The sequence below is a fragment of the Tistlia sp. genome (assembly GCF_040905785.1).
Taxonomy (GTDB): domain Bacteria; phylum Pseudomonadota; class Alphaproteobacteria; order Kiloniellales; family DSM-21159; genus Tistlia.
In genome coordinates this window covers 53,181-78,890 of the sequence record NZ_JBBDQW010000083.1, presented here as the reverse complement: position 1 = coordinate 78,890, position 25,710 = coordinate 53,181, and the positions used below count along the sequence as shown (strand labels likewise).

The window sequence follows — 25,710 nt, the reverse complement described above, 5'->3', positions numbered from 1 at the left end:
TGGGAGTGGTGCCCAGGGGCGGAGTCGAACCACCGACACTGCGATTTTCAGTCGCGAGAGTACCCTCATCAGGGCCGAACTTATCGCAGCATCGCGTGTGCTGTCTCCCGCATAACCGCTCTTGAAACTGCCATCCTTCATAAGCATACTAGAGCCTAAGGTAACAGGGCAGAACGGCCCACTTCTGTTACCTATTGTTACCTTAGGGAGCACACGATGGCTCAGAAGAAGACCCTTACCGCCGCCGCCGTCGAGCGCATCAAGGCGCCGGCAGCAGGCCAGCACGACCACTTCGACGCCGCCCTGCCCGGCCTAGCCGTGCGGGTCTCCTACGGCGGCTCCAAGACCTTCGTCCTGTTCTACCGGCTCGCCGGCAAGCAGCGCCGCCTGACCCTTGGCCGCTATCCCGGCCTGCCCCTCGCCGACGCTCGTGAGAAGGCCCGGGAGGCCCTGCGGGCGATCGAGCGCGGCGAAGACCCGGCGGAGAGCAAGCGGCAGGCCAAGGCCCGCCGGCCGGACACATGGGAGAACGTGGTCGAGGACTTCATCGAGAAGTACGCGAAGAAGCGCAACCGCTCGTGGAAGGTCGCCGAGGCCCTGTTCGCGAACCACGTCACGCCGCACTGGCGCGGCCGGGACATCACCACGATCACCCGCCGCGACGTGCTCGACCTGCTCGACGGGCTGGTCGAGGCCGGGCTGACGACTCAGGCCAACCGCGTGCTCGCGCACGTCCGCAAGCTGTTCAATTGGGCGCTGGAGCGCGAGGTCGTCGGGGCAAGCCCGGTCTCGGGCGTGAAGCCTCCCGAGAGGGAGAAGCAGCGCGACCGTGTTCTCGGCGACGAGGAGCTGCGGACCCTCTGGCCTGCCTTCAAGGCTGCCGGCTACCCCTTCGGTCCGCTCTTCCAACTCCTGCTCCTGACGGCGCAGCGCCGGAACGAGGTTGCCGAGATGCGCTGGCGCGACGTGGATCTCGACAACGGGCTGTGGACGCTCCGGGGCGAGGCGACGAAGGCCGGGCGCTCGCATGAGGTGCCCCTGAGCGAGCAGGCGGTCGAGATCCTGAAGGCGCTACCCCGGTTCAAGGAAGGCGACTACGTCTTCTCGACGACCTTCGGCGCCCGCCCCGTGTCCGGCTACAGCAAGGCCAAGCTGCGGATCGAGAAGACGATCAACGACCGGCTCGCCGAGGCCAAGGCGGAGCCGATGCAGGATTGGCGGCTGCACGACCTGAGGCGCACCACGGCGACCAACATCGCCCGGATGGGCTTCGGCGTCGACGTCGTGGGCAAGGTGCTGAATCATGCCCCGCGCGGCGTCACCAGCGTCTACGACCGGCACTCGTACCTGCCGGAGAAGCAGAAGGCCCTGCAGGCTTGGGCGCGCCGCCTCGACGGCATCCTGGAGCCCCGGCGCGCCGAGAACGTGGTCGAGCTGGCGGGGGCGCGGTAGTGGCCTCAGATGACCTGGAGGACGCGCTACGGCTTCTCTGCAAGCCCGGCGACCCGCGACGGCCTGAGCTGCGGCGCGACCTGGAGCGGTTGGTCGACCAGGGCTGGACAACCGCCAACCCGGAAAATGGACCGCCGAAGCGTCAGGACTCGCGCGACCAGCTCAACGGTCTCGTCCGGGACCTGCGGAAATCGCGCGAGCGGTTGGACAATATGACCCCCGAGAGGAACCCCTACACGGCCGATTCCATGCGTATGGCATGGAAGGGTCCGGGAACCCCGCTGGAGGCCCTCGACGCGCTCCTGGCGGCCGCAGAGAAGAGCCTGGCGGAGTATCCTCCCGCCTCTCACAAGAGGGGCGTGAACGCGCGCCGGGCGATCGTCGCCATGTGTGGGGGGCTGTTCGAGAAGGCCCGGCCGGGCGAGGCCAGCACGACGCAGGGCGCCGACTTCGAGAGCTTCGTCGACTCGGTCATGCGGGCCTGCGGCGCCATGCCTGAGGGCGATGGCAGCAACCTCCGACTTATCAAGGAAGTCCTGGCCAAGAAGCGTCTCCGCGCTCGGAACGTTAGGCACCCCTAATCTCGTAACTGCCGTTCCCTTTGCAGCGTAAGCACTCCGTAGCCTCCAAGCATAACCCGAAGCTTGGAGGTAACGGTAAATGCAGAATCTGGTTTCCAAGAAGGACGTGGCGGCCCGCCTGGGCTACCACCCTGTTTCCCTCATGCGGCTAGTCCGGCAGGGCCTCTTCCCCAAGCCGATCGTCCTCGCCAGCAACAAGTGCGCCTTCCTCGAGACGGAGGTGGCCGCCTGGATTGACCAGAAGGCTGCCGAGCGCGAGCAGGTGGCGGCCTGACCCATGACCCCAGACAAGCGAAACCCCGGCGCGCTGGCGGGCGCGACCGGGGCTTCTGAGGGAGTTCAGCATGGCGGCTGGAACGACCTTCAGAATACCCCCTCGCCCCGCACGTTGCAAGTTCGCCATCTGCAATGCCGATACGGCATCGATGGGCCGCGTGCCCATCTGATCGCTGCCCTGGCCTTCGGCAGCCAGGAGGCGGCATGACAGACGGCGGCGGCTTCGTAGATCGCTGGAAGCTCCTCGGGGCCATCGCAGCCGACAAGGCTCTGCCGCCGGCCGCCGTGGTCGTCGCCTACTGGCAACTCGACTACTTCGGCGCCCTTGGCTCCTACCTCGCCGTGGAGAGCCTCGAAATGCTGACCGGCCGGGACCGGCGCACGGTACAGCGAGCCCTTCGAGCGCTCGTCAAGGCGGGTTACTTCCGGGAGGTGTCGAAGGGGGGCCGGAGAGGCGGTCGAGGCCATACTAACCTTCTTTGGCCCAAATGCTCCCTCGGCACCGCCTATCATGCTGAGGCCAAAGCGAAAATGCCACAAAGGGCGTCAATTTCACCGCCCTTTCCCGAGCCAGCCGGCAACGAGGCCCCGGAAGATGCCGAAAAGGGCGTCAACCCTGACCAGAAAGGGCGTCAAGATTGTCCACAAAGGGCGTCAACCTCACCGCCCTATCCCTCCTGTATCTTCCCACCTGAAAAGAATCCGCCTGCACTTCCGCCTTCGGCGGCGCCTGACGGCGCGATGAATGCTCTTTCCAACCTTGAAGGCGAGAAGGCCCAGAAGACGGAGGCCAGACCGGAGACGACACGGCAGGCGGACAGGCAAGACGTTGCTCGGCAGGGGATCGAGCACGCCCGCAACGCCCGTGCCGAGCGCGAAGAGCGAGCCAAGCTGAAGCTCTGCAAGCTCGCCGAATGCGAAGACGACATGTTCGGAGCCGATGGCGAGGAGGTTTGGCAGGCAGTCGCACAGGTCACCCGGGAGCGATGGGTGTCGGTAATCGACAGCGAAGGGGCCAAGGGCCTGGACGAGGAAATGGCCCTGGCCATCGAGGGGCACCGGCAGCACAAGGCTCAGAAGGTCGCCGCGAATGCCCTCCTTGATCGCCTGGAGGCTCTGGCGGGCGCAGGCATCCCGAAGCAGCCGGATCGAGCCATCGGACTGCTACGCGTCATCCAGGAGGTAGACCAAATCCAGCCACCCGATCGTACCGGAGCGCAGAGGCGACTGAGGGAGATCCTTGACCGGCAGATCGCCGGGACGCTTGAGGACGAGGAGCTGCAGCCCTACGCCGCAGCGATCAGGGACAAGGCAGCGTGAAGGATGCGAGGTTGCAAATCTCCCTCCCTAAAAAGGGGGAACGCATGATCCTGCGAGTGCTTATCGCGTGCTCTCTGATTGCCAACGCGGCTTTTCCTGCCGTATTATCGACGAACGGCCGTGGAAAGTGCGGCTGTAGGTAACACTGAGGTAGCGATTCAACATGGCACGGCCCCGCAAGACCCTACGTTCCGAGGACGTTGACCGGCTGAAGGGCCTGGTTGATCGCCGGGCGACGGAGGGAGAGATCGCCCAGGCCCTGGGCATGGACCGCACGACCTGGCGCCGCATCCGCCGCGAAGACGCCCGCGCCGCCGAGGTCGTGTCGGCCGGCCGGCAGGCGGAGGAACGCGAGCTGGTCGGCTCCCTCTACCGGCAGGCCATGGGCGCACCGGCGGAGTACGACTCCGAGGGCAATGAGATCCGCGCCGAGCAGCGCCCCAATCCCTCCTGCGGCATGTTCCTGTTGAAAACCCGCCACAGCTACCGGGAGCTAGGCCCGATCGAAGGCGACGTTACCCCGTCCGTCACGATCAACCTCCCGGCTCCGATGACGCCCGACCAGTGGGAGCGCATGGTCAACGTGACGCCCCGCCAGATCGAGGGCGACGATGGCTGAGGCTGCCGCCCTCCTGGAGCGCATCGAGCCGACCCCGTTCCAGTCGCGCGTGCTGGCGACCCCAGAGGACTGCGACCTGTTCCTCGGCGGCGGCCGCGGCGGCGGCAAGACCTTCGCCCTCCTGCTCCTGATCCTGCGCCACGTCGAGACCTACGGCAGCCATGCCCGGGTTCTGGTCGTGCGCCGCGACTTCCCGAGCCTGCGGGACTTCGAGGCGGAAGCGCGCTTCCTCTTCGGCACGGCCTACGGTCGCGCCTTGGGCTACAACGCATCGCAGCACCTCTTCCGCTTCCCGAACGGCGCCACGGTGCAGCTCGACCAGATCGAGGGGCCGCAGGACTTCGCCAAGTACCAGGGCAAGAGCTTCTCCCTGATCGAGATAGACGAGGCCGGGCAGTTCCCCGACGCGCAACCGCTCGACCTGCTGCGCTCCTCTCTGCGGTCCAAGGCAGGTATCCCCTGCCGGTTCGTGCTGTCGGCTAACCCGGGCGGTCCCGGTCACGGCTGGCTGCATCAGCGGCATGTGGCGGGCGTGTCGCCCTGGACGATCTACGTCGAGCCGAAGTCGCGGCGCAACTTCATCACGGCGGCGAGCACGCTGGCGGACAACCCGCACCTGGCGGCGGATTATGCCGGGCAGCTCGTAGCCGCCACGTCGACCGACCCGGCCCTGCAGAAGGCATGGCTGCACGGGGATTGGAACATCGCGGCCGGCGCCTTCTTCGGAGGGGTATTCGACACCCGGCGCAATGTCGTTCCGGCCTGGGCCAGCCTGCCCGGCAGCGTCAAGGGCGGCGGCTTGCTGCCTCCGGCGCTCTGGGGGCCTCTCAGGCGGCGATCTCCGGTCCTGGAGGCTCCTCCGCGGTCCCGCTGGGAGCACTTCGTCGCTGGCGACCACGGCAGCGCCGCCCCGGCCGTGTTCTATCTGGTGGCCCGCTCGCCGGGTGCGGAGGGGCAGGATGGCAGGTTCTACCCCAAGGGCAGCCTGATCCTCTTCGATGAGGTCGCGTTCCACGAGAAGGAGTCGTTGTCCAAGGGTCTCGGGCTGACGGTGCCGACCATGGCGCAGCAGGTCGTTGCTGCCTGCGAGTCCTGGGGCATGTCGCCGGACGGCTGCCTCGATGACGCCTGTTTCAGCGCCCACGGCAGCCAGGCCGGCACGCTGGCGGACGAGTACCGCCGGGCGGGCCTGTCGGTCCACCGGGTCCACAAGGGCGACAGGATTGCCGGCTGGCAGGTCATGCGCCGCCTGCTGGCGGACGCGGGCAAGCCGGACCTGCCCGGCCTCTATGTCTCGGAGCGCTGCACTTACTGGCTCTCGACAACGCCTTTCCTGGACCGGGACCAGCGCCACCCCGAGGACGTCGACACCCGGCAGGCGGATCATGCCGCCGACGCTTGCCGCTACGCCTGCATCTACGAGGGCGGCGCCCGCATCGCAGTGCGAAGAACCCGAGGCTTTTGACGACCCGCCCGCGCCGTGAGGCGCGGCTTCCCATCGAAGGAGAATGCAGTGACAGCTTCTGAATCCCATGCCAAGCGCACGAACCGCGCGGCCGGAACAATCAGCCCCAGGCAGCTCGCCGAGCCCGCCGAGTTCAAGCGCCGCAAGGTGCCCACCGACCTGGACGCGCGCACCTTCGCCCATCGCGTCGGCGTGACGCCTGAGACCGGCGATGAGGCGCTGAAGGGAGCGGCGCAAGCCTTCGCCGGCCTATCGCGGGTGCTCGACCAGCTCTATGGCAACGAATTCACGATCCGGGCTGACGGCAGCCGCACGACCGACCAGCACATCCTCCGGATCGGCCAGATGGTCGAGAAGAGCAGCGCGGCGCCTTTGCCAGCACTGGATCGGGCACGCAAGCGGCTAGACGCGGAGATCGCCGCTATTGACGGCGAGATCGACGCGGGCCTGCGGTCGCGCCTGAGCCACGAGGAGCGGGCGGAGATCCGGCGCGAGCTGAAGATTCTGAGCAGGAAGGCCAGGGGCGAACTGATCGCCAGCGACGCCGACATCGCCGCTGCCGCCCTCTCGGGCAAAGCCTTCCTCAGCGGCATGTCGCAGGCCGAGGCGGAGGGCGTCCAGCACACATTCCTCGCGAAGCACTTCGGCGAGCAGCAGGCCCGCCGCGCCAAGCTGGACCGTGCGGTGGAGGAGCTGGACGCTGGGGGCCAGCGGTACCTGCTGGCGACCTTCAGGCTTCGGGACGGCAGAACCGATGAAATCGCGTCCCGCGCGGCAGCGGCCGACAAGGCGCTCAAGGAGCCGATCGGAGGACACGGCGACGAGTGAGCGCCGCCCCCCCGCACGCGCCTGGAGGCAATGCGAAAGCTGATAGCCGCCGTTTCCGCGTCAGTGAAGGCAGCGAGCAGACCCTAGACAGGTATCCTATGGGGCCCGGATCAGCGACACCCAAGCCGGCCTAGACCGAGGATAGAACCTCAGCCGGGTGTCGCGGTGCTGTTCAGGCCGATCTAGGTCGTCATGTTCCGGCACACGTCACGCTCGGCTGATATGCGTGTCTAGCATCTTGGCCTTAGGACGGAACCCGCCCACACTTGTTGACGTTGGATCAAGTGCAGCCTACCGTGCCCTGCGCCACGGCTTGGGGAGCACTGGATGGCTGCTCAGACGGTACATCACGACGAGGGGCGACGCATCCGCGAGCTTGCTAACAATCCGTCAACTCGCTTCCTGTACAGGAAGCATGCCCAGGAGGAGATGAGGAACGATCATATCTCCAAGCTTGACGTGCTCTACGTCCTCAGACGCGGGTCCGTTGTGCGCGTCGAACAGAGCTTGGGCGACGAGACTTGGAATGTCAGAGGCTCCGATGGTGATGGCAGAAGACTAGAGATCGTTGTGGTCGCCTATGAAGACCGTGTGAGGGTCAAAGTGATCACTGCATGGGCTCGCAAAGCGAGCTGAGGGAGAAAAGGAAGATGGAAGGGACCAACGAGAAGGTGTGCGCAGAGCGCGGAAGGGTACTGCCGAGCTACACCGAGGATCTCCTCGGTATGCCGGTGGTACTGCGCAATGCTGCCATTCAGGAAACTGATCCGGACACTGGCGAGGAGACTATCGAGATTCCAGACATGGAAGGGCTTGTAGCCGCGATGGCAATGGCCCGTTGCTTGCTGCCGCTGAGGCTGAGTGGTGCAGAGGTGAGATTTCTGCGGAAAGCTCTGGAGCTGACGCAGAAGGAGTTTTCTGACCATCTTGAGGTGTCGGCGGAGACCGTCTCTCGATGGGAAAGCGAGGCGCAGCCCATGGGTGGCTTCAGTGAAAAGTTGCTGCGGCATTTTGTATGCGGCGAGATGCAGGAGCGCGCGCCGGCCATCGACTTCGAGCCGTCGATGATCAACCACATGCGCATCATGTGTATTGCCGATGTGAGCGAAGTCCCTCCGATGGTTTTTGAGCGGGTGACGCTTAAGGACCGCGCGACGCGCGACAAGCACAGAGAGTGGGACACATTTACGGACATGGCTGCCTGAAGGGGCCCCGCTACGGCTGGGCCTCTTCCTACATGCAATCACTGGAGGGCTGAATGGCGGCGGAAGACAGATATCAGGTTGATACGACCAGGGATGATCCGCAGAACCTGAAAGAAGTGCTGGAGAACATCGCTACACGCCCTGACCACATCCGCATCGTGAGCGTGACTTGGCAGCCCGACCGGGCACGACCGAGAAGGCGGCAGGATCTATGGCGGATACAGCATTGTTTCCGAACGCAAGGTGTGATGACCCTCTTGGCACAGTAGATTGAGGGAACGAGGGGCGAGACTGGGTCTGCCGAATGCAGAGCGACCTTGCCGCTCCGCTACGATGATCGAAGCCCCGGCACCGGAGGGCCTGATGGCTGATGACGGCGGCAACGAGACGGCAGCAGAGGAAGCTCTCCGCCTAGACCTCAAGAGCGCCCGGCTTTTTGCGGAGGCGGCAAAACAACCGGCGAAACGTTCGTTGCTGAACTCGCTGGTCGCGCGGAACGTCTTGAGGGAAGAGTTGGACTGGTTCGGCCCCTATGAGGGCACAGGGTATTCGCTAACTGAGGCGCAACGGAACCGTCTGCTTGCTCACTGCCGGCAGGATGCAGCATTGGGCGCGGTCAACTCGGGGGAGGCGCTGGACCGCCTCGACGAGATCCAGAGATCGCTCCGAGGCCTCCATCGCTTGTTGCTCCTGTTGATCATCGCGATGGGCAGCCTCGGCGCTTTCTGCGTCTCGCGCCTCTGACCTTCTGCGCCGGCAGTAGCGCGCAGCTTAAAGTGTCCCACCTCCGCTGTCTAAAGGCAGCGTAGCAGGTCGTGATGCTGTTCGGCATCGGCGACTTGGAGCAGGGCCGGGCGGCCCGTGCCGCCGAGGTCTACTCTGAACTTGGGCTTATGGGCCGACAGTGGGCGTCCTTGACGCCGCCCTGAGCCTCGCCGCCACCGGGCTGTTCGGGGCGATCCTTCTCCACCGGCTATTCGACGCGGCGCGCAACCCGTCCAGTGTCAAGGAGGTAGAAGGTGCCGTCGTCGCGAAGGGCGACCTCCTCGCCTTCGGCGGTGACATAGGAGCGCCTGCCCGGAAGCGAAGAGGCCGGGCCAGCGATTGGTCTGTGCTCGACGAAGTGCTGTATCACCTCGATGCTGCACGGGCTCCCGTCATCCGTCACGGCCTGGATGGTCTCACTCTTTCGCTGCACGACGCCCCCTCCGCTCCAAACCTGTTCGGGCTGGTCTAGCTACCGAATGTCCCGGCCGATCCAGGCCGGGCGGACCCATCCGCCGCTCAATCTCCCGAACTGCTTGTGCAAGGCTGTCAAGCGCCTGGCTAAGAGGCTTGATAGCTCGTCCTCAGAACCGTTTCCCGCATACGCCAAACTGGCGCGCGCGCCAATTGTCTCTCCTGCCGCCAGCGGCGTAGCGTCGTCCCGGCGCGCGATATCCTTGGGGCACTTCGGCCGCCCCGTCTCTGAGCCCCAAGGCCGCGCCTGTTACCTTAGGTGTTACCTATGAGGCCATTGGGCGGCTGAGACGTACCGGCTAAGTCATTGAGAAATGATGGTGCCCAGGGGCGGAGTCGAACCACCGACACTGCGATTTTCAGTCGCATGCTCTACCAACTGAGCTACCTGGGCGTTCCCGGCCGGTCGCCCGACCCGGAAGAGAGGCGCTTATAGGAGAAGATCGGCGGGCTGTCCAGTCCCTCCGGCCCCGGCCGGAGCTGCCCCGGAGGGCGCGTTGACGGGCCCCGGCCTTTGCCCGACCCTGTCGCGATGAGGCTCGCCGGATCCGCCGCCGCCCTGCTGCTTTCGGCCCTACTGTCGGGCGTGCCCTGGGGCCTTTGGTCGGTCCCGGTGGCCGCCGCCGAGGCGGCCGCGGCGCCCCGGGCGGCGGCCGCGCTGCTGCGCCGGGCGGTCGCGGAGGCCTGCCCGGCGCTCGACGCCGAGGCGCTGGCGGCCGGCCTGCCCGGCGCCCGCCTCCTGGGCGCCGAGCCGCTCGGTCCCGAAGCGTCGCCGGTCGGCCTGCGGGCGCGCATCGCCCTGGCCGGGGGCGGCCTGCTGGTGCTGGAGCGCCTGGCGCCGGGCGGCCGCCTCCGGCGTTTCTCGGCGAGCTGGGAGGAGCCGGCCGGGGGCGGCACGCGGCCGCGCCTGCTCGCGCTCGCCGGCGCCGACTGCCGGATCGTCCAGGGCCGCGCGCTCGAGTGGGACGAGGTGCGGGAGGGCGGAGAGGGCGAGGCGCCGGGCGGTCCCGACCGGCTGGTGCTGCTCGGGGCCGACCTGGAGAGCCGGGGCGCCGTCGAGCCGCTCGACCCGCCAGTGCCGGCCGGCCGCGACCCCGGCGGCGTGCTCGTGGCCCAGGTCGACGCCGGCGTCGCCTACGACCTGCCGGCGATCGCGGGCCGCCTGGCGCGCGACGGCGCGGGCCGCGCGCTCGGCTACGACTTCTGGGACCTCGATCCCAGGCCCTACGACGGCAATCCGGCCGGCTCGCCCTTCTTCCCGGCGCGCCACGGCACCGAGGTCGCCAGCCTGCTGCTCGCCGAGGCGCCGACGGCGCGCCTGCTGCCCTACCGCTACCCGCGCCCCGACATGGAGCGCATGGCCCAGGTCGTCGAGGCCGCGGCCGAGGCCGGCGCGCGCATCGTCGCCCTGCCGATGGGCAGCAACAGCCGCGCGCTCTGGGAGGCCTTCCTGGCCGCGGCCGGGGCGCACCCGGAGATCCTCTTCGTGGTCTCGGCCGGCAACGACGGGCGCGACATCGATGCGCGGCCTGTCTGGCCGGCCGCCGCCGCCCTGGCGAACCTGCTGACCGTGACCTCCAGCGAGCCGGACGGCCGCCTCGCCCCCGGCTCGAACTGGGGCGCGGCGGCGGTCGACCTGCTGGTCCCGGCCGAGCGCCAGGAGGTCTTCGACTACCGCGGCCGGCCGCACCTCGCCTCGGGCTCCAGCTTCGCCGTGCCGCGCGTCGCGGCCCTGGCCGCGCGGCTGCTGGCGGCCAACCCGGGCTGGCGGGCGCCGGAGTTGAAGCGCGCGATCCTGGCCCTCGCCGAGCCGCCGCCGCAGCCGGGCCTGGTCGGGGCCGGCTGGATCCGCGACCCCCTGGCGGCGCCCTGAGGGCGGGCGTCGTCGAGGGGCGTGGGCGCGCCGGGCGGGAGCCGTCTCCCACGCCCTTCGACAGGCTCAGGGCGAAGCGGAGGCAAGTGCGGGCAGGGAGGATGCTGTCCAGCGCCACCCCCCGCACCTAGCGCGGCGGCGGCGAGGCGTCGGAGTCGAGGAAGCCGCGGGCGGCCTCGGCCTGGGCGGGGAAGTGGGCCTGGATGCCCCGGTAGCCCTGCTCGGCGAGCGCGGCGTCGCCGGTCCACTTGCCCGCCTGGACCGCGAGGCGCAGCACCTGGGGGTCACGCGGCAGGCGCTCGATCAGCCAGTGCAGATGCGGCAGCTCCCGCTCCCAGCGCTGGGCCATGTGCAGCGTGATGGCCAGGCTGAGCCGGGCGTTGAGCGCCTGTGGGTCCTGCTCCAGGGAGGCCTCGAAGAGGGCCGTCGCCCGCTCGAGGTCGCCGGCGCGCCCGAAGACCTGGCCGGCGAGGTCGTAGAACTGCCGGTTGCCGGTGGCGAGGCATCGCGCGGCGAGGACATCGGCGGCCGCACCTTCGGGCGCCTGGCCGTCGCCGAGCGCCTCCAGGCCGAGGCTGCAGTCGCGCACCGCCGCCTGGAAGCCGGCCTCGGCCGCCTCCGCCTCGGGGCCGCTGGCGGCGCGCAGGGCCGCGATGGCCGAGGCCGGGATCGCCTCGAAGCGGCCCGAGCCGCCGGCGACGGCGATGCCGACCAGCCGCCCCTCGCCGTCGACCAGCGCGCCGCCGCTGTTGCCGGGCTGGGTGTGGGCGCCGTGGTGCAGGCGCGACAGCGGCTTGTCCTCGAGCGGCCGGGCGATGGCGGCGCCCGGCGGATAGGCCTCGACGCGCGCCGCGCCGATGTCGGCGCCGACGACGTGGAGCGCCGGCTCCTCTTCGCCGTCCTCCGCGAGTGCGGCCGGCTTCAGCACCGGCCCCTCGGGCAGGCCCGGCACGCGCAGCAGCACCAGGTCGAGCGGCAGCGGGCTCGGCACCACCCGGCCCTTGAGGATCGCGCGGCCGGGCAGCAGCACCTCGACCTCGTCGCCCTCGGCCACGGCGTGGCGCGCCGTGACCAGCAGGTCGGGGCCGAGCCGCACCGCCGAGGCGATCGGGCTGAAGTCGGAGATCACGAAGACCGCCTGGCGGGCGTCGCAGACGGCCGCCGCGTAGGCACAGGCCTCGTCCTGGGCGCCGGCGGGGCGCAGCGGCAGGGCGAAGGCCAGCGCGGCGGCCAGCCCGGCTGCGAGAAGAAGCGGGCGCGCGCTGCGCATGGCTCAGTCCTCCGGTATCGCGAGCTCGACCGCCCGGTGACGACCGTCGCGCAGCAGGCCCACGCGCAGGCTGTCGCCCGGGCGCAGCAGGTAGGCGGCGGCGGCGAGGTCGCGCTTGGCGCGCAGCGGCCGGCCGTCCCAGTCGAGCAGCAGGTCGCCGGCGCGGATGCCGGCGGCCTCGGCCGCGCTGCCGGGCGCGACCGCGGTCACCCGCACGGCCTCGCGGTGCGGCGGCTCGCCGGGGTCGGCGCTGACCGCGCTCAGCCCGGGGTCGCTCGGCCTGACCGCGCCGTGGGCGATCAGGTCGTCGGCGACCCGCGCGAGCAGCGGCTGGGAGAGCGCGAAGTTGACGCCGATGTTGCCGTCGCCGCCCCCGGCGAAGATCGCCGAGACCAGGCCGACCAGCCGGCCGCCGCGGTCGAGCAGCGCGCCGCCGGAGCTTCCGGGATTGATCGCCGCGTCGGTCTGGACGAAGTCCTCGATCGGGTTGAAGCGGCCGTTGCTGCGGTGGAGCGCCGAGACCACGCCGCAGCTCTGGGCGAGGCCGAGGCCGTAGACGTTGCCGAGCGCGCAGACCGGCTGGCCGAGGCGCGGCGGCGCCGCGGCCTGGATCGGCGGCAGGTCGGCCTCGACCCGCAGCAGCGCCACGTCGGTCAGCGGGTCGGCGGCGACCAGCTCGGCCGGCAGGTAGCGGCCGTCGGCGAGGCGCACGGCGATCGAGAGCGCCGTCTCGACGACGTGGTGCGCCGTGACGATCCAGCCGCCGGCGGCGTAGACGACGCCGCTGCCCTCGGGCGCCAGACCCGGCGGCACGTCGGGTCCGCCCTGGGGTCGGTCCGGCCAGACCGGCAGCACCGAGACCACCGAGCGCTCCGTGTCGACGGGCAGCTCGAAGGCGCCGGCGAGGCCGCCGGTCACGGCGTTGGCCGCCACACCGGCCAGGACCGAAACCGCGAGCAGCAAGGCCGGCCGCCGCCCGGCCGCCCGGCAGCTCATCCGTCGGACCTCTCGTCGTCTTCCGCCGCTGCGCCCGGCTCGCCCGGCCGCTCGTCGGTCTCGACGCGGTAGGTGCCGTTCAGCCAGCGGCCAAGGTCGACCTGCTTGCAGCGCGGCGAGCAGAAGGGCTCGTAGGCGGCCTCCGCCGGCTTGCCGCAGATCGGGCAGCCCTTGGCCTTGACGCGGCGGCTGCGCCGGGGAAAGGGGATCACGCGGTCGTCTTCGTCCATGGGCTCAGCCTATCACGATCTCGCCCGCCGCGTCGGGGCGGCCGGCCTCCTCCAGGCGCTCCACGGCATGGCCACGCAGCGCCTCCATCGCCTGCAGGGCAGGCCTCGCCGGCCCGTCGAGAGCCTGGGCGACCGGCCGCGAGACCAGCAGCCGCAGGCTCGCCGAAGCCGGGGCGACGCGGACCCGGCGCAGCAGCTCGAAGGCCAGCGCGACCGGATCGCGCTCCCAGCCGCCGGCAGGCGCCGGGCGGCAGACCAGCTCGTGCAGCGCCGGGCGCGCGCGGCGGCGCGTCACCAGCGCCAGGCCGTCGCCGCCCAGGCGGCCGAGCTCGCTGTCCTCGGCCTCGGCCGCCAGCGCCGCCTCAAAGGCCTGGCGCAGGCGCGCGCGCGTCGCCGGCCCCGAGGGATCGAGGAAGTCGACGGCGATCAGTCCCGAGAGGTCGCGCAGGCGCAGCTGGCGCGCCAGCTCCCGCGCGGCCTCGAGGTTGAGGGCGTCGGCATCGGCGGCAGCGCCGCGGTCGACGTCGACGGCGACCAGCGCGCGCGTCGGCTCGATCCACAGGCGCCCGCCGCCGGCCAGCGCGACGCTCGGCGCCAGCAGGGCGTCCAGGAGCTCGGAGAGCGTCGTCTCGAGCGCTGCGGCGGCCCGGCCGGTCGCAAGGGACAGCGTGGCGCTCAGGTCCGGCCGCGCCGCCAGCGCCGCCCGCAGTCGCTGCAGCGTCGGCTCGTCGTCGACGGCGATCTCCTCCGGCGGCTCGGCGAAGGTCAGCAGGCGCTCGGGCAGCGCCTCGCGGCGCGCGAGCAGGGCCGGCGCCCGCCTGCCCTCCGGCGGCGAACCGGCCGGCCCCTCGGGCACGGCCGCCAGCTTGGCGCCCTTGTCGGGCGCGGCAGGCCGGAGCAGGCGGACCGTCAGCGCCTCGCCTTCGGCCGGCCGCCGCGCCAGCCCGGCGAGCGGCAGGAATCCGGGGCGCTCCAGGCCGACGTCGACGAAGGCGGCGTCGAGGGCGCGGTCGAGGCCGACGACCCGGCCGAGGCAGAGGTCGCCCTCCTGGCCCGGCCGATCGCCGCGCTCGACGCGGAACTCGCTGGGCCGGCCATCGGCCTCCAGCGCCGCCCAACGCAGCTCGCCCGGCAGGCCGGAGACGAGCCAGCGGCGGCTCACCGAGCCGGCTCCCCCGTCCGCTCCCTGCCGCGCCAGCCCAGGCCCTCGAGCAGGCCGGAGGCGGCGGCCAGGTCGAGGCCGACGACGTTGCTGTAGGAGCCCTCGATCCAGGGCACGAAGGCGGCGGCGCTGCCCTGGATGGCGTAGCCGCCGGCCTTGCCGTGCCACTCGCCGCCGGCCAGGTAGGCCTCGAGCTCGGCCGGCGAGAGCCGCTTGAAGGCGACCCGCGTGGTCGAGAGGCGGCGGCCGACGCGGCCGCCCGGCGCGCGCAGCACGATACCGCCCTGGACCCGGTGACGCCGCCCCGAGAGCAGCTCCAGGCAGCGCCGCGCCGTCGCCGCGTCCTCGGGCTTCGGCAGGATGCGCCGGCCGGCCGCGACGACGGTGTCGGCGGCCAGGACGTAGGCCTGCGGATGGCGGCGCGCCACCGCCTCGGCCTTGGCGTCGGCCAGGCGCTGGGCGTGCGGCACCGGCAGCTCGCCGGGCAGGGGCGTCTCGTCCAGCTCCGCCGGCTCGACCGAATCCGGCTCGATGCCGATCTGGCGCAGCAACTCGAGCCGCCGCGGCGAGGCGGAGGCGAGGATCAGCGGAGCGGCCACGACCGGCCTCCCGCGCGCTACTTGAAGCGGAAGGTGATGCGGCCCTTGGACAGGTCGTAGGGCGTCATCTCGACGTTGACCCGGTCGCCGGCCAGCACGCGGATGCGGTGCTTGCGCATCTTGCCGGCGGTGTGGGCCAGGACCTCGTGGCCGTTGTCCAGCTTCACGCGGAACATGGCGTTGGGCAGCAGCTCGGCGACCGTGCCCTGAAATTCCATCAAGTCTTCTTTAGACATGCGATCCGTTTCTTGTGTTTGGCGGCCGGCGGCCTCTCGCCCTCGCCATCCGGAGGGGGGCCGCCGCGAAGGGAGCGAATATAGGCATTGCGCGTCCCGGGAACAACGCAAGCCTTACTCTTCCGGCTTGAGGTCCGCCGGAAAGCGCTTGCGGATCCGCTCCATCAGCTGGTCGCGCACCTGGCGGTAGGCATCCAGGCGCTCCTCCCGGCCGCCCTCGACGATCGAGGGATCGAAGGTGTTCCAGTACTCGACCTCGCAGGCCCAGGTCCGGGTCATCTCCACCGCGGTGTGCTGGGCCTCCGGCGACAGGGAGACGATCAGGTCGAAGGACTCGTCCTCCAGGCTGTCGAATGTCTTGGCGTGGTGGCGCGACAGGTCGATGCCGAGTTCCTCCATCACGGCGATGGCGAAGCCGTCGAGCTCGCCGGCGCGCACGCCGACGGAATCGACGAAGATGCGGTGGCCGAGCAGGTGCTTGAGCAGGCCCTCGGCCATCGGCGAGCGGATCGAGTTCTCCGAGCAGCAGAACAGCACGGCGCCGGGCAGCGAGAGCCGCGGCGGCGGATTGGGGCCGGGACCGAACGCCGAGGGACCGGACATCGCCTCAGCCCTTGATGTGCAGCACGCAGAGCAGGGTGAAGAGCCGCCGCGCCGTGTTCTCGTCGATCTCGATGCGCCCGGCCAGGCGCTCGCGCAGGGCCGCCGCGCCCTCGTCGTGCAGGCCGCGGCGGCCCATGTCGATGGCCTCGATCTTCGAGGGGCTCGCGGTCTTGATCGCGTTGTAATAGGCCTCGCAGACGGTGAAGTAGTCCTTGACGATGCGCCGGAAGGGGCCGAGCGCAAGCGGCACCGTCGCCACTATGGCCGCCCCCTCCTCGGCGCCGTCGCGGATCTCGAAGAGCAGCCGCCCCTCCTCGATCCGCAGGTGCAGGCCGTAGGGACCGCCGGCCTCGCAGTCGGGGGCGAAGTGGTTCGCCTCCAGCAGGTCGTAGATCGCCACCGCGCGCTCGTGCTCGACGTCGCCGCCGCGCCGGACGACGCTCCTGTCGTCCAGCGTGATCCTGACGATCCGCCGGTCGTCCATCGCTTAGTCCCGGGCCTGGTTGAGGCGGATCGCGATCGAGCGGGCGTGGGCGTCGAGCCCCTCGGCACGGGCGAGCGCGATCGCCGAGGGCGCCAGGCGGCGCAGCGAGTCGGCGTCGCAGGCGATCACCGAGCTGCGCTTCATGAAGTCGAGCACCGACAGGCCCGAGGCGTAGCGCGCGGCGCGGCCGGTCGGCAGCACGTGGTTCGGCCCGGCGACGTAGTCGCCGATCGCCTCGGGCGTGTAGCGGCCGAGGAAGATGGCGCCGGCGTTGCGGATCCGGGCCGCCAGCGCTTCGGGGTCGGCAACCGCCAGCTCCAGGTGCTCGGGCGCCAGGCGGTCGACCAGGGCGGGGGCGGCCTCCAGCGACCCGAGCAGGATGACGGCCCCGTGGTCGCGCCAGCTGGCGCGCGCGATGGCGCCGCGCTCGAGCTGCTCGAGCTGGAGCTCGACCGCCCGCCGGACCGCCTCGGCGAAGCCAGGGTCGTCGGTGATCAGGATCGACTGGGCCGAGGCGTCGTGCTCGGCCTGGCTCAGCAGGTCGGCGGCGATCCAGGCCGGATCGTTGTCGCCGTCGGCGACCACCAGGATCTCGGAGGGGCCGGCGATGGTGTCGATGCCGACGACGCCGAAGACCTGCTTCTTGGCGGCCGCGACGTAGGCGTTGCCGGGGCCGACGATCTTGTCGACCGGCGCGATCGTGGCGGTGCCGTAGGCGAGCGCACCGACCGCCTGGGCGCCGCCGACCCGGTAGACCTCGGTGACGCCGGCGATGTGCGCGGCGGCCAGGACCAGCGGGTTGAGCCGGCCGTCTGGGCTGGGCACGACCATGGCGACGCGCGGCACGCCGGCGACGCGGGCCGGCAGGGCGTTCATCAGCACCGAGGAGGGGTAGGCGGCGGTGCCGCCGGGCACGTAGAGGCCGGCGGCCGAGATCGCCGTCCAGCGGTGGCCGAGGCGCACGCCCTCGGCGTCGCGGTAGTCGAGGTCCTCGGGCAGCTGGCGCCGGTGGTAGTCCTCGATCCGCGCCGCCGCGACCCGCAGCGCCGCGACGGTCTCCGGGTCGCAGGCGGCCTCCGCCTCCGCCAGCGCCGCCTCCGGAACGCGCAGCTCCTCGGCAGCCAGCGCCAGGCGGTCGAAGCGCTCGGTGTAGCGCAGCAGGGCGGCATCGCCCTCCCGGCGCACGTCCTCGAGGATCGCGGCGACGCTGCGGTCGACCGCCTGCTCCTCCTCGCGCCGGGCCAGGAGGAACGCCTCGAAGGCCGCGGCGAAGCCCGGCCGGCGCGCGTCCAGCTCATGCGTCATGGGCGACCTCGCGGAAGCGCTCGACCCAGCCCATGACCTCGCGCGGCCGGGTCTTCAGCGCGGTGCGGTTGACGATGAAGCGGCTGGTCACGTCGGCGATGTGCTCGACCTCGACCAGGCCGTTGGCGGCCAGGGTGGCGCCGGTCGAGACGAGGTCGACGATGCGCCGGCACATGCCCAGCAGCGGCGCCAGCTCCATGGCGCCGTTGAGCTTGATGCATTCGGCCTGGACGCCGCGGGCGGCGAAGTGGCGGCGGGTGATCTCGGGGTACTTGGTGGCGATGCGCACGTGGCTCCAACGGCTCGGGTCGTCGCCCGAGAGCAGCTCCCTGCGCTCGGCGACCGAGATCCGGCAGCGGCCGATGCCGAGGTCGACCGGCGCGTAAACCTCCGGATGGTCGAACTCCATCAGCACGTCGTTGCCGGCGACGCCGAGCTGGGCGCCGCCGTGGGCGACGAAGGTGGGCACGTCGAAGGAGCGCACGCGGACCAGCTGGATGCCCGGCACGCTGGTCGAGAACAGCAGTCGGCGCGACTGCTCGTCGTGGAACTCCGGCTCCGGCTCGATGCCGACCCGCTGCATCAGGGGCACCAGCTCGCGCAGGATCCGGCCCTTGGGCAGGGCCAGGACCAGCGGCGGCCGGCTGGAACGCTCGGAGGGCACGGGCGAGGGTGCTCCGCTTCTGTAGACAAGGACGGTGGAGGAACGGCGCGACCCGTTCCGGGCCGCGGCAGGGTTTACCGCGCGGGCTTGGCCCCGTCCAGATCGGGGGCCGCGTCGCCCCCCGGATCGCCCCCCGGATCGCCCCCCGCATCGCCCCCAGGGTCGCCCGCCGGTCCCGGCGCCGTCCCGGGGCCGCCGGCCGCCGCCCGCGCGCCGTGGTCGGGACGCGACCAGGTCGGCCAGGGTTCGTCGAAGTCCTCCAGGTGACAGCGCACCGCCGAGACGGCGAGCAGGATGCGCCCGCCGTCCGAGAAGCGCAGGTCGACGCGCTTCGGCTCCGTCGCGATGGTCAGCAGGTTCAGGATCTGGTTGCGGTCGCGCTGGTCGATGCCACGGATCTTCACCGCCTCGACCTTGTCGAAGGTGACGCCGCAATGGGTGCGGTAGTAGGTCGGCCGCGGCCCCGCCTCGTGGAAGGCCGCGTCGCGGGCCCGCTCTTCCTCGGTGTCGTCGGGCTCGCCGGCGGCAGGATCGGGCGCGGGCCGCCCGACCCGCTCCGCGGCCAGCCCCTCGGCCTCCTCGACCCCTTCCCACAGGAAGCGGTTGACGACCATGACGAAGCGCCGGTCGCGGCGCAGGAAGGTCACCTCGGTCAGCGGCACCAGGGCGTCCTGCAGCACCGAGGCGATGACGTCCATGTCGGTGGCGTCGTGGGCGCGCAGCTTCAGTCTCGGTGACCTGGCCATGACGGCTCTCCCTTGCCGCTCCGGCCTATTCCGCGACGCGCCGGATGTCGGCGCCGCAGGCGGCCAGCTTGTCCTCGACGCGCTCGTAGCCGCGGTCGAGGTGGTAGACGCGGTTCAGCACGGTCTCGCCCTCGGCGGCGAGGCCGGCCAGCACCAGCGAGACCGAGGCGCGCAGGTCGGTGGCCATGACCGGGGCCCCGGTCAGGCACTCGACCCCGCGCACCAGCGCCGAGGCGCCGTGCACCGTCACGTTGGCACCCATGCGCGCGAGCTCGGGCACATGCATGAAGCGGTTCTCGAAGATCGTCTCGGTGATCATGGCTGCGCCCCCGGCGGTCGCCATCAGCGCCATGAACTGGGCCTGCAGGTCGGTCGGAAAACCGGGATAGGCCTCGGTCATGACGTCGGTGCCCTGGAGCCGGCCGTTGGCCCGGCGCACGCGCAGGCCCCGGTTGGACTCCTCGATGGCGACGCCCGCCTGCCGGAGGACGTCGAGCGCGGCCGTCAGGTGCTCGCCGCGCGCGCCGATCAGGTGCAGGTCGCCGTCGGTGACGGCCGCCGCCATGGCATAGGTGCCGGCCTCGATGCGGTCGGCGATGACCTGGTGCTCGGCGCCGTGCAGGCGGCTGCGGCCGCGGATCGTGACGGTCGCGGTGCCGGCGCCCTCGATCTCGGCACCCATGGCGGTCAGGCAGGCCGCCAGGTCGACGATCTCCGGCTCGCGCGCGGCGTTGACCAGACGGGTCTCGCCGCTGGCCAGGCTGGCCGCCATCATGATGTTCTCGGTGGCGCCGACCGAGACCTTGGGGAAGACCACCTCCCCGCCGGTCAGGCCCCGAGGCGCGCGCGCCTCGATGTAGCCCTCCTTGAGCTCGATCTCGGCGCCCAGCGCCTCCAGGCCGAGCAGGTGCAGGTCGATCGGCCGGGTGCCGATGGCGCAGCCGCCGGGCAGGGAGACCCGGCCGACGCCCTCGCGCGCGACCAGCGGCCCGAGCACCAGCACCGAGGCGCGCATCTTGCGCACCAGGTCGTAGGGCGCGCAGGTGTCGGTGATGGTCCGGGCGGTCAGATCCAGCACCCGCCCGCTGCTGCCGCCGGTGCCGCCGTTGCCGTTCATGTGCAGCTCGACCCCGAGCGTCGAGAGCAGCTTGGCCAGGGTGGTGATGTCCGCCAGGTGCGGCAGGTTGCCGAGCCTGAGCGTCTCCTCGGTCAGCAGGCTGGCCGCCATCAGCGGCAGGGCCGCGTTCTTGGCGCCGCCGATGACGATCTCGCCTTCGAGAGGCCGGCCGCCGCGTATCACGATCCTGTCCATGCCCTGCTTCTGCTTCCTGCCTCGGAGACGCTGCCGGCGAGCGCGCCGGAACGAAGGTAATCCCTGACTCGTCCCACGGGCGAGCAACGGCCGACGGCCGGGAAGGAATCCTTGACCGTTCTAGCCCGCGACTCGCAAGCCGCTCAAGCCTTCAGCCATGGTCCCCCTGGGTGCGGCGCGCCGGCCTCTCCGCCGCCGCTGCCTCTTCGCCGGACTCCGCCCGGCCAGGGTCGGCGGCGCGTTGGCGGGCCTGCTGCTTGCGGCGCAGCAGGTTGGCGCGCAGCTGCTCGGCCAGGCGCGCCTCGCGTGCGGCGCGCTCGCCGCCGGGGGCCGGGCCGTCCGGCCGCTCACGGCCGCCGCCACCGCTGCTGTCTTCGCGCTCCGCCATGGCGCGAAGGTGGCCGCGCCGGGCGGCGAGGTCAAGCGGCGGCGAATAGGCGCTTGCGCCGGGACCGTGATCGGTGCATTTTCCCGCCGCTCTCGGACGCCTCTGCGCTCCGGGATCCTCTTGGCGCCGCCGTAGCTCAGGGGTAGAGCACGCCCTTGGTAAGGGCGGGGTCGCGTGTTCAATTCACGCCGGCGGCACCACCTCCACCCGCACTTTTGCTGGTTTTCTGGCCAGCGACGCCGCCGCCGGCCGTAGCGCGAATACGCGAACGAGCCATGAACTGTGGCCCGAGGGTGGGGGAAGGTGGAGTTTCTGTTCGCGGCCTGTTCGCCGCCTTCCTGCTCACCCTCACCCTCCTCGTCCCGACCGGCGCCGTCGCCGAGCCGACGCACCCGACCCGCTGCCGCGCAGCCTGTTCGATCTGCGGCAACGGGCCCGGGATCTGGATCGCGCTGCAGACGGACCACGACTTGGCGACCTGTCCCGGTGCTCGCCAGCGAGCTCGAGAAGATCCCGACGCTCGAGGCGGCGGCATGACCGGCCGGCTCCCGGCGGAACCGGCGGCGGACCGGCCGGCCGACCTAGGTCGCCGCCGCCGCCCACTTCGCCGCCGAGGCCCACGGCCGGATCGGCTAGGTGCGCAAGTAGACGGGCTCTCAGGCCCCACTGGCGTGGGCCCCGCGGGTCAGCACGTAGACGGCATAGAGCGACTGGCTGGCGGTCATGAACAGCCGGTTGCGCTTGGCGCCGCCGAAGCAGAGGTTCGAGCAGATCTCCGGCAGGCGGATCTGGCCGATCCGCTCTCCGTTGGGCGCGAAGACGTGGACGCCGTCGTAGCCATCGCCGACCCAGCCGGCGCTCGACCAGAGGTTGCCGTCCTCGTCGCAGGTGATGCCGTCGGCCATCCCGGCTCTGCCGTCGAGCGTCATGTCGGCGAAGGTCCGCGGGTTCTTCAGGCTGCCGCCCTCGACGTCGTAGGCCCAGATGATCTTCTTGGCCTCGGGGTAGTGGGAGGCGCCGGTGTCGGCGACGTAGAGGATCGAGTAGTCGGGCGAGAAGCAGAGGCCGTTCGGCTTGAACGGCTCGTCGGCGACCTTGGCCGGGTCGCCGCCCGCCGGGTCGATGCGATAGATCGCCTCTTTCTGGTAGGGCTGCGGCGAGCCGGTGTCGGCCTCGGTGCCCTCGTAGGCGAGCAAGCTGCCGTAGCCGGGGTCGGTGAACCAGATCGAGCCGTCGCGGTGGACGACCGCGTCGTTGGGCGCATTCAGCTCCTGGCCCTGCTCCGGCCCCGCCAGCACCGTCGTCGAGCCGTCGTGCTCGTAGCGCACGACGCGCCGGGTGCCGTGCTCGCAGGCGATCTGCCGCCCCTCGAAGTCGAAGGTGTTGCCGTTGCTGTTGCCCGAGGGCGCGCGGAAGCGCCGCGAGACGTGGCCGTCCTCCTCGAGCCAGCGCAGCTGCTCGTCGCTGGGGATGTCGCTCCAGATCAGGTAGCGGCCGACGCCGTTCCACGCCGGCCCCTCGGCCCAGAGCGTGCCGGTGTAGAGCCGCTGGATCGGCGTGTTGCCGATCTTGGCGGTGAAGCGCGGGTCGAGCTGGACGACGTCCGGCTCGGGATAGCGCACCGGGTCCGCACCCTCGCCGAAGCTGCGGGCGAAGGCCTCGGGCGCCATCGCGGTCGCCGCCGCCACCACACCCGCCGCCTTCAGCAGGCCGCGGCGCGAGACGCCGGCTGGCGCGCCGCCGTCCGCGTAGCCTTCTATGGCGCCAAGGGCTGAAACCTGCTGCGCCTGACTCTCCGACATGACCGGATCCTCCCGTCTGGATGCTGCTGCACCGTTCCGGTGGCCGGCGCGCCCTGCCCGGTCAACAGCCGATGCGAGCCTTCTGCTAGCAGCTTAGTTCTTCTCTTGATTGCCGTCCAGGCGGCGCCGAGGTCGTCGGCACGCGCAGCCGGCTTTTCTCTCGGCGCGCTGGGGCGCATATGATCGCCTCGACCGGCATCCCTCAGCAGCCCCAGGAGAGCGCGCCGTCATGGCCCAGGTTTCGAAGCTGACCATCCGCCTGCACGGCAGCGACAACGTCGTGATCGCGCGCGCGGCGATCCTGGCGGGCACCCCGCTCGAGGAGGAGGCGGTGACGACCCGCGACGCCATCCCCTTCGGCCACAAGATCGCGGTGCGCGACATCGACGCCGGCGAGCCGATCGCGAAGTACGGCCAGATCATCGGCTTCGCGACCGATGCGATCGCCGCCGGCAGCCACGTCCACGTCCACAACGTCGGCCTGCACGATTTCCAGCGCGACTACGGCGTCTCCAGCGAGGCCCGGGCGACCGCCTTCTTGCCCGAGGCGGAGCGGGCCAGCTTCCAGGGTTTCCGCCGGGCCAACGGCGGCGTCGGCACGCGCAACTACATCGGCATCCTGACCTCGGTGAACTGCTCGGCCACGGTCGGCCGCTACATCGCCCAGAGCTTCGACAAGGATCTGCTGGCCGCCCATCCAAACGTCGACGGCGTGGTGCCCCTGGTCCACGGCACCGGCTGCGGCATGGCCGACAGCGGCGAGGGCTACGCCAACCTGCAGCGCGTGCTCTGGGGCTATGCCCGCCACCCCAACTTCGCCGGCATCCTGATGGTCGGCCTGGGCTGCGAGGTCAACCAGATCGACTTCCTGCTCGAGGCCTATGGCATCGAGCGCGGCCCGCTGTTCCAGACCTTCAACATCCAGAGCGCCGGGGGCACGCGCCGCGCCGTCGCCAAGGGCGTGGAGCTGCTCGGCGAGATGCTGCCGCACGCGGACCAGGCGCGCCGCGAGACGATCCCGGCCTCGGAGCTGACCCTGGCCCTGCAGTGCGGCGGATCCGACGCCTACTCCGGCATCACGGCCAACCCCTCGCTCGGCGCCGCCGCCGACTTGCTGGTCCGCCACGGCGGCACCGCGATCCTCAGCGAGACGCCGGAGATCTACGGCGCCGAGCACCTGCTGACCCGCCGCGCCGAGAGCCCGGCGGTCGCCGAGAAGCTGATCGAGCGGATCCACTGGTGGGAGGACTACGCGCGGCGCAACGGTGGCGAGATGAACAACAATCCATCGCCGGGCAACAAGGCCGGCGGCCTGACGACGATCCTGGAGAAGTCGCTGGGCGCCGCCGCCAAGGGCGGCACGACCAACCTCTGCGGCGTCTATCGCTACGCCGAGCCGATCGCGACCAAGGGCTTCGTGTTCATGGACTCGCCGGGCTACGACCCCTGCTCGATCACCGGCCAGGTCGCCAGCGGCGCCAACATGGTCTGCTTCACCACCGGCCGCGGGTCGGTCTACGGCTGCAAGCCGGCGCCCTCGCTGAAGCTGGCGACCAACAGCGACGTGTTCCGGCGCATGGACGAGGACATGGACATTAACTGCGGCGCCGTGCTCGACGAGGGCATCGGCGTGCAGGAGATGGGCCGGCGCATCTTCGAGCGCCTGCTCGAGGTCGCCTCGGGCGCGCGCACCAAGAGCGAGCTGCTCGGTTTCGGCGACGACGAATTCGTCCCCTGGCAGATCGGCGCGGTAATGTAGCCGCCGAGCGCCCGGTCCGGCAGGACGCGCTCCCGATTCCCGTTGACTTGTTCTTCGGCCACCCGGTTAACTTGCAGCCGCAACGATAGAAAAAGAGCGGGCGCACCGCACCCCCAGGGGTAACGAGCGACAGTCTCGGGCGGCGCGAAACGAAACGAAACCGGGAGGAAGAATCCAATGCTCCAAAGGCTCTCACGCCGCCTGTTCGTCGGGCTCGCCCTGGCCGGCAGCGCGCTCGCCGCGCCCCTCGTCCTCGAGGGGGCCGTCGGCACCGCCCAGGCCCAGACGACGCTCAAGTGGGCCCACGTCTACGAGACCAGCGAGCCCTACCACACCTGGGCGGTCTGGGCCGGCGAGGAGCTGGCCAAGCGCACCGACGGACGCTACTCGATCGAGGTCTTCCCGGCCTCCTCGCTGGGCAAGGAGGTCGACATCAACGAAGGCCTCGGCCTCGGCACCGTCGACATCATCTACACCGGCCAGCTGTTCGCCGGGCGCTCCTTCGGCCCGATCGCGATCGGCGGCGCCCCCTACATGTTCCGGGACTACGACCACTGGGACAAGTACCGCAGCAGCGACCTCTTCGAGGAGCTGTCCGACGGCTACATGAGCGAGAGCGGCAACCACGTCGTCAGCCTGACCTACTACGGCGAGCGCCACGTCACCTCGAACAAGCCGATCGAGACGCCCGAGGACATGAAGGGTCTGAAGATCCGCGTGCCGAATGCGCCGCTCTACATGATGTTCCCCAAGTCGACCGGTGCGAACCCGGCACCGATCGCCTTCGCCGAGGTCTACCTGGCGCTGCAGCAGGGCACGGTCGACGCCCAGGAGAACCCGCTGCCGACGATCCAGGCCAAGAAGTTCTACGAGGTCCAGGACTACATCAACCTGACCGGCCACATCACCGACGCCCTGCTGACCATCATCGGCGGGCCGACCTGGGACTCGATGGACGAGGCGGATCGCGACATCCTGATCGAGGTGCTCCGCGAGGCCGCCGACAAGTGCACCCAGGACATCATCGACACGGAGCAGCAGCTGGCGGCCTGGTTCCGCGACCAGGGCAACACGGTGCTGGAGGTCGACCGGGGGCCGTTCCGCGAGGCGACGATCCCGGCCCACAACGGTCCAGACGCGACCTGGGACCAGGAGACCTACGACCGCCTGCAGGCCATCCAGTAGGCCGCCCGCGAGGCCCCCGGCAGCACGGGCCGGCCCGTGCCGACCCCGACGGGACCGCAAGACGGCGAGGACCGGCGCCCCGAGGAGACCGGGGCGCGGGGGGGGGGGTGG

At 70.8% G+C, this 25,710-nt stretch carries 29 protein-coding genes and 3 tRNA genes; 16 read left to right on the top strand and 16 right to left on the bottom strand.

Annotation, left to right across the window (positions count from 1 at the left end):
• Positions 1-6: 6 nt before the first annotated feature.
• A tRNA-Phe gene (locus tag WD341_RS19590) sits at positions 7-75 on the bottom strand.
• A gap of 141 nt (positions 76-216) precedes the next feature.
• Here WD341_RS19590 and WD341_RS19585 point away from each other — a divergent pair.
• From WD341_RS19585 to WD341_RS19530, 12 genes are all read left to right on the top strand, one after another.
• Positions 217-1,452: a tyrosine-type recombinase/integrase gene (locus WD341_RS19585; RefSeq protein WP_368427179.1), complete on the top strand. Its 1,236-nt coding sequence runs from the start codon at positions 217-219 to the stop codon at positions 1,450-1,452.
• A gap of 89 nt (positions 1,453-1,541) precedes the next feature.
• On the top strand, positions 1,542-2,033 hold the full coding sequence (locus WD341_RS19580; protein ID WP_368427178.1) for a hypothetical protein: 492 nt from the start codon (positions 1,542-1,544) through the stop codon (positions 2,031-2,033).
• A 79-nt stretch (positions 2,034-2,112) separates the two neighbouring features.
• Positions 2,113-2,307 carry a helix-turn-helix transcriptional regulator gene (locus WD341_RS19575; protein WP_368427177.1) on the top strand — a complete coding sequence of 65 codons (195 nt, stop codon included), beginning with the start codon at positions 2,113-2,115 and terminating at the stop codon, positions 2,305-2,307.
• A 3-nt stretch (positions 2,308-2,310) separates the two neighbouring features.
• Positions 2,311-2,517 carry a hypothetical protein gene (locus WD341_RS19570; RefSeq protein WP_368427176.1) on the top strand — a complete coding sequence of 69 codons (207 nt, stop codon included), beginning with the start codon at positions 2,311-2,313 and terminating at the stop codon, positions 2,515-2,517.
• The gene (locus WD341_RS19565; protein ID WP_368427175.1) at positions 2,514-3,629 is read left to right on the top strand and encodes a hypothetical protein; all 1,116 of its coding nucleotides are present in this window, start codon (positions 2,514-2,516) and stop codon (positions 3,627-3,629) included. Before WD341_RS19570 ends, WD341_RS19565 begins: the two co-directional genes overlap by 4 nt.
• 163 nt (positions 3,630-3,792) lie before the next feature.
• Positions 3,793-4,248 (top strand): hypothetical protein, encoded by a 456-nt coding sequence (locus WD341_RS19560; RefSeq protein WP_368427174.1) that lies wholly within the window; start codon positions 3,793-3,795, stop codon positions 4,246-4,248.
• Positions 4,241-5,713 carry a phage terminase large subunit gene (locus WD341_RS19555; protein ID WP_368427173.1) on the top strand — a complete coding sequence of 491 codons (1,473 nt, stop codon included), beginning with the start codon at positions 4,241-4,243 and terminating at the stop codon, positions 5,711-5,713. The genes WD341_RS19560 and WD341_RS19555 overlap by 8 nt, the downstream gene beginning before the upstream one ends.
• 48 nt (positions 5,714-5,761) lie before the next feature.
• Positions 5,762-6,541 (top strand): hypothetical protein, encoded by a 780-nt coding sequence (locus WD341_RS19550; RefSeq protein WP_368427172.1) that lies wholly within the window; start codon positions 5,762-5,764, stop codon positions 6,539-6,541.
• A 327-nt stretch (positions 6,542-6,868) separates the two neighbouring features.
• Complete coding sequence (locus WD341_RS19545) at positions 6,869-7,177, top strand: DUF4258 domain-containing protein (protein ID WP_368427171.1); 309 nt, start codon at positions 6,869-6,871, stop codon at positions 7,175-7,177.
• Positions 7,178-7,191: 14 nt separating this feature from the next.
• The gene (locus WD341_RS19540; RefSeq protein WP_368427170.1) at positions 7,192-7,746 is read left to right on the top strand and encodes a helix-turn-helix domain-containing protein; all 555 of its coding nucleotides are present in this window, start codon (positions 7,192-7,194) and stop codon (positions 7,744-7,746) included.
• A 363-nt stretch (positions 7,747-8,109) separates the two neighbouring features.
• Positions 8,110-8,490, top strand: coding sequence for a hypothetical protein (locus WD341_RS19535; protein WP_368427169.1), 381 nt, complete (start codon positions 8,110-8,112; stop codon positions 8,488-8,490).
• Positions 8,491-8,650: 160 nt separating this feature from the next.
• Positions 8,651-8,983: a hypothetical protein gene (locus tag WD341_RS19530; RefSeq protein ID WP_368427168.1), complete on the top strand. Its 333-nt coding sequence runs from the start codon at positions 8,651-8,653 to the stop codon at positions 8,981-8,983.
• A gap of 320 nt (positions 8,984-9,303) precedes the next feature.
• Here WD341_RS19530 and WD341_RS19525 read toward each other — a convergent pair.
• Positions 9,304-9,379 (bottom strand) — tRNA-Phe (locus WD341_RS19525).
• Positions 9,380-9,517: 138 nt separating this feature from the next.
• Here WD341_RS19525 and WD341_RS19520 point away from each other — a divergent pair.
• Positions 9,518-10,858 carry a S8 family serine peptidase gene (locus WD341_RS19520; protein WP_368427167.1) on the top strand — a complete coding sequence of 447 codons (1,341 nt, stop codon included), beginning with the start codon at positions 9,518-9,520 and terminating at the stop codon, positions 10,856-10,858.
• 127 nt (positions 10,859-10,985) lie between these two features.
• Here the strand turns inward: WD341_RS19520 and WD341_RS19515 are convergent, their stop codons facing one another.
• The 13 genes from WD341_RS19515 to WD341_RS19455 all read right to left on the bottom strand — a co-directional run bounded on the left by WD341_RS19515 (position 10,986) and on the right by WD341_RS19455 (position 20,853).
• Positions 10,986-12,128 carry a trypsin-like peptidase domain-containing protein gene (locus tag WD341_RS19515; RefSeq protein ID WP_368427166.1) on the bottom strand — a complete coding sequence of 381 codons (1,143 nt, stop codon included), beginning with the start codon at positions 12,126-12,128 and terminating at the stop codon, positions 10,986-10,988.
• Between the two features lie 3 nt (positions 12,129-12,131).
• On the bottom strand, positions 12,132-13,124 hold the full coding sequence (locus tag WD341_RS19510; protein ID WP_368427165.1) for a S1C family serine protease: 993 nt from the start codon (positions 13,122-13,124) through the stop codon (positions 12,132-12,134).
• Positions 13,121-13,354, bottom strand: a complete 234-nt coding sequence (locus WD341_RS19505) for a DNA gyrase inhibitor YacG (protein WP_368427164.1) — start codon at positions 13,352-13,354, stop codon at positions 13,121-13,123. Before WD341_RS19505 ends, WD341_RS19510 begins: the two co-directional genes overlap by 4 nt.
• Before the next feature lie 4 nt (positions 13,355-13,358).
• A complete protein-coding gene (locus tag WD341_RS19500; protein WP_368427163.1) occupies positions 13,359-14,516 on the bottom strand; it encodes a ribonuclease E/G in 1,158 nt (385 codons plus the stop codon).
• On the bottom strand, positions 14,513-15,115 hold the full coding sequence (locus tag WD341_RS19495; RefSeq protein WP_368427162.1) for a nucleoside triphosphate pyrophosphatase: 603 nt from the start codon (positions 15,113-15,115) through the stop codon (positions 14,513-14,515). Before WD341_RS19495 ends, WD341_RS19500 begins: the two co-directional genes overlap by 4 nt.
• A gap of 17 nt (positions 15,116-15,132) precedes the next feature.
• Positions 15,133-15,351, bottom strand: a complete 219-nt coding sequence (infA, locus tag WD341_RS19490) for a translation initiation factor IF-1 (RefSeq protein WP_368427161.1) — start codon at positions 15,349-15,351, stop codon at positions 15,133-15,135.
• Between the two features lie 114 nt (positions 15,352-15,465).
• Complete coding sequence (locus WD341_RS19485; protein ID WP_368427160.1) at positions 15,466-15,954, bottom strand: arsenate reductase ArsC; 489 nt, start codon at positions 15,952-15,954, stop codon at positions 15,466-15,468.
• Positions 15,955-15,958: 4 nt separating this feature from the next.
• Complete coding sequence (locus WD341_RS19480; RefSeq protein WP_368427159.1) at positions 15,959-16,438, bottom strand: UPF0262 family protein; 480 nt, start codon at positions 16,436-16,438, stop codon at positions 15,959-15,961.
• A 3-nt stretch (positions 16,439-16,441) separates the two neighbouring features.
• Complete coding sequence (hisD, locus tag WD341_RS19475; protein WP_368427158.1) at positions 16,442-17,743, bottom strand: histidinol dehydrogenase; 1,302 nt, start codon at positions 17,741-17,743, stop codon at positions 16,442-16,444.
• Complete coding sequence (hisG, locus tag WD341_RS19470) at positions 17,733-18,407, bottom strand: ATP phosphoribosyltransferase (protein ID WP_368427157.1); 675 nt, start codon at positions 18,405-18,407, stop codon at positions 17,733-17,735. Before hisG ends, hisD begins: the two co-directional genes overlap by 11 nt.
• A gap of 74 nt (positions 18,408-18,481) precedes the next feature.
• Complete coding sequence (locus tag WD341_RS19465) at positions 18,482-19,153, bottom strand: DUF2948 family protein (protein ID WP_368427156.1); 672 nt, start codon at positions 19,151-19,153, stop codon at positions 18,482-18,484.
• A 25-nt stretch (positions 19,154-19,178) separates the two neighbouring features.
• On the bottom strand, positions 19,179-20,465 hold the full coding sequence (gene murA / locus WD341_RS19460; RefSeq protein ID WP_368427155.1) for a UDP-N-acetylglucosamine 1-carboxyvinyltransferase: 1,287 nt from the start codon (positions 20,463-20,465) through the stop codon (positions 19,179-19,181).
• A 151-nt stretch (positions 20,466-20,616) separates the two neighbouring features.
• Positions 20,617-20,853, bottom strand: coding sequence for a hypothetical protein (locus WD341_RS19455; protein WP_368427154.1), 237 nt, complete (start codon positions 20,851-20,853; stop codon positions 20,617-20,619).
• Positions 20,854-20,978: 125 nt separating this feature from the next.
• On the opposite strand from WD341_RS19455, the gene WD341_RS19450 reads away from it, so the two are divergent.
• A tRNA-Thr gene (locus WD341_RS19450) sits at positions 20,979-21,053 on the top strand.
• 456 nt (positions 21,054-21,509) lie between these two features.
• On the opposite strand, the gene WD341_RS19445 is transcribed toward WD341_RS19450, so the two are convergent.
• Positions 21,510-22,655, bottom strand: coding sequence for an SMP-30/gluconolactonase/LRE family protein (locus WD341_RS19445; protein ID WP_368427153.1), 1,146 nt, complete (start codon positions 22,653-22,655; stop codon positions 21,510-21,512).
• 229 nt (positions 22,656-22,884) lie between these two features.
• Here WD341_RS19445 and WD341_RS19440 point away from each other — a divergent pair, with 229 nt between their 5' ends.
• Together WD341_RS19440 and WD341_RS19435 are read left to right on the top strand one after the other, a co-directional pair.
• Complete coding sequence (locus tag WD341_RS19440) at positions 22,885-24,414, top strand: UxaA family hydrolase (protein WP_368427152.1); 1,530 nt, start codon at positions 22,885-22,887, stop codon at positions 24,412-24,414.
• Positions 24,415-24,591: 177 nt separating this feature from the next.
• The gene (locus tag WD341_RS19435; protein WP_368427151.1) at positions 24,592-25,599 is read left to right on the top strand and encodes a sialic acid TRAP transporter substrate-binding protein SiaP; all 1,008 of its coding nucleotides are present in this window, start codon (positions 24,592-24,594) and stop codon (positions 25,597-25,599) included.
• Positions 25,600-25,710: the final 111 nt, after the last annotated feature.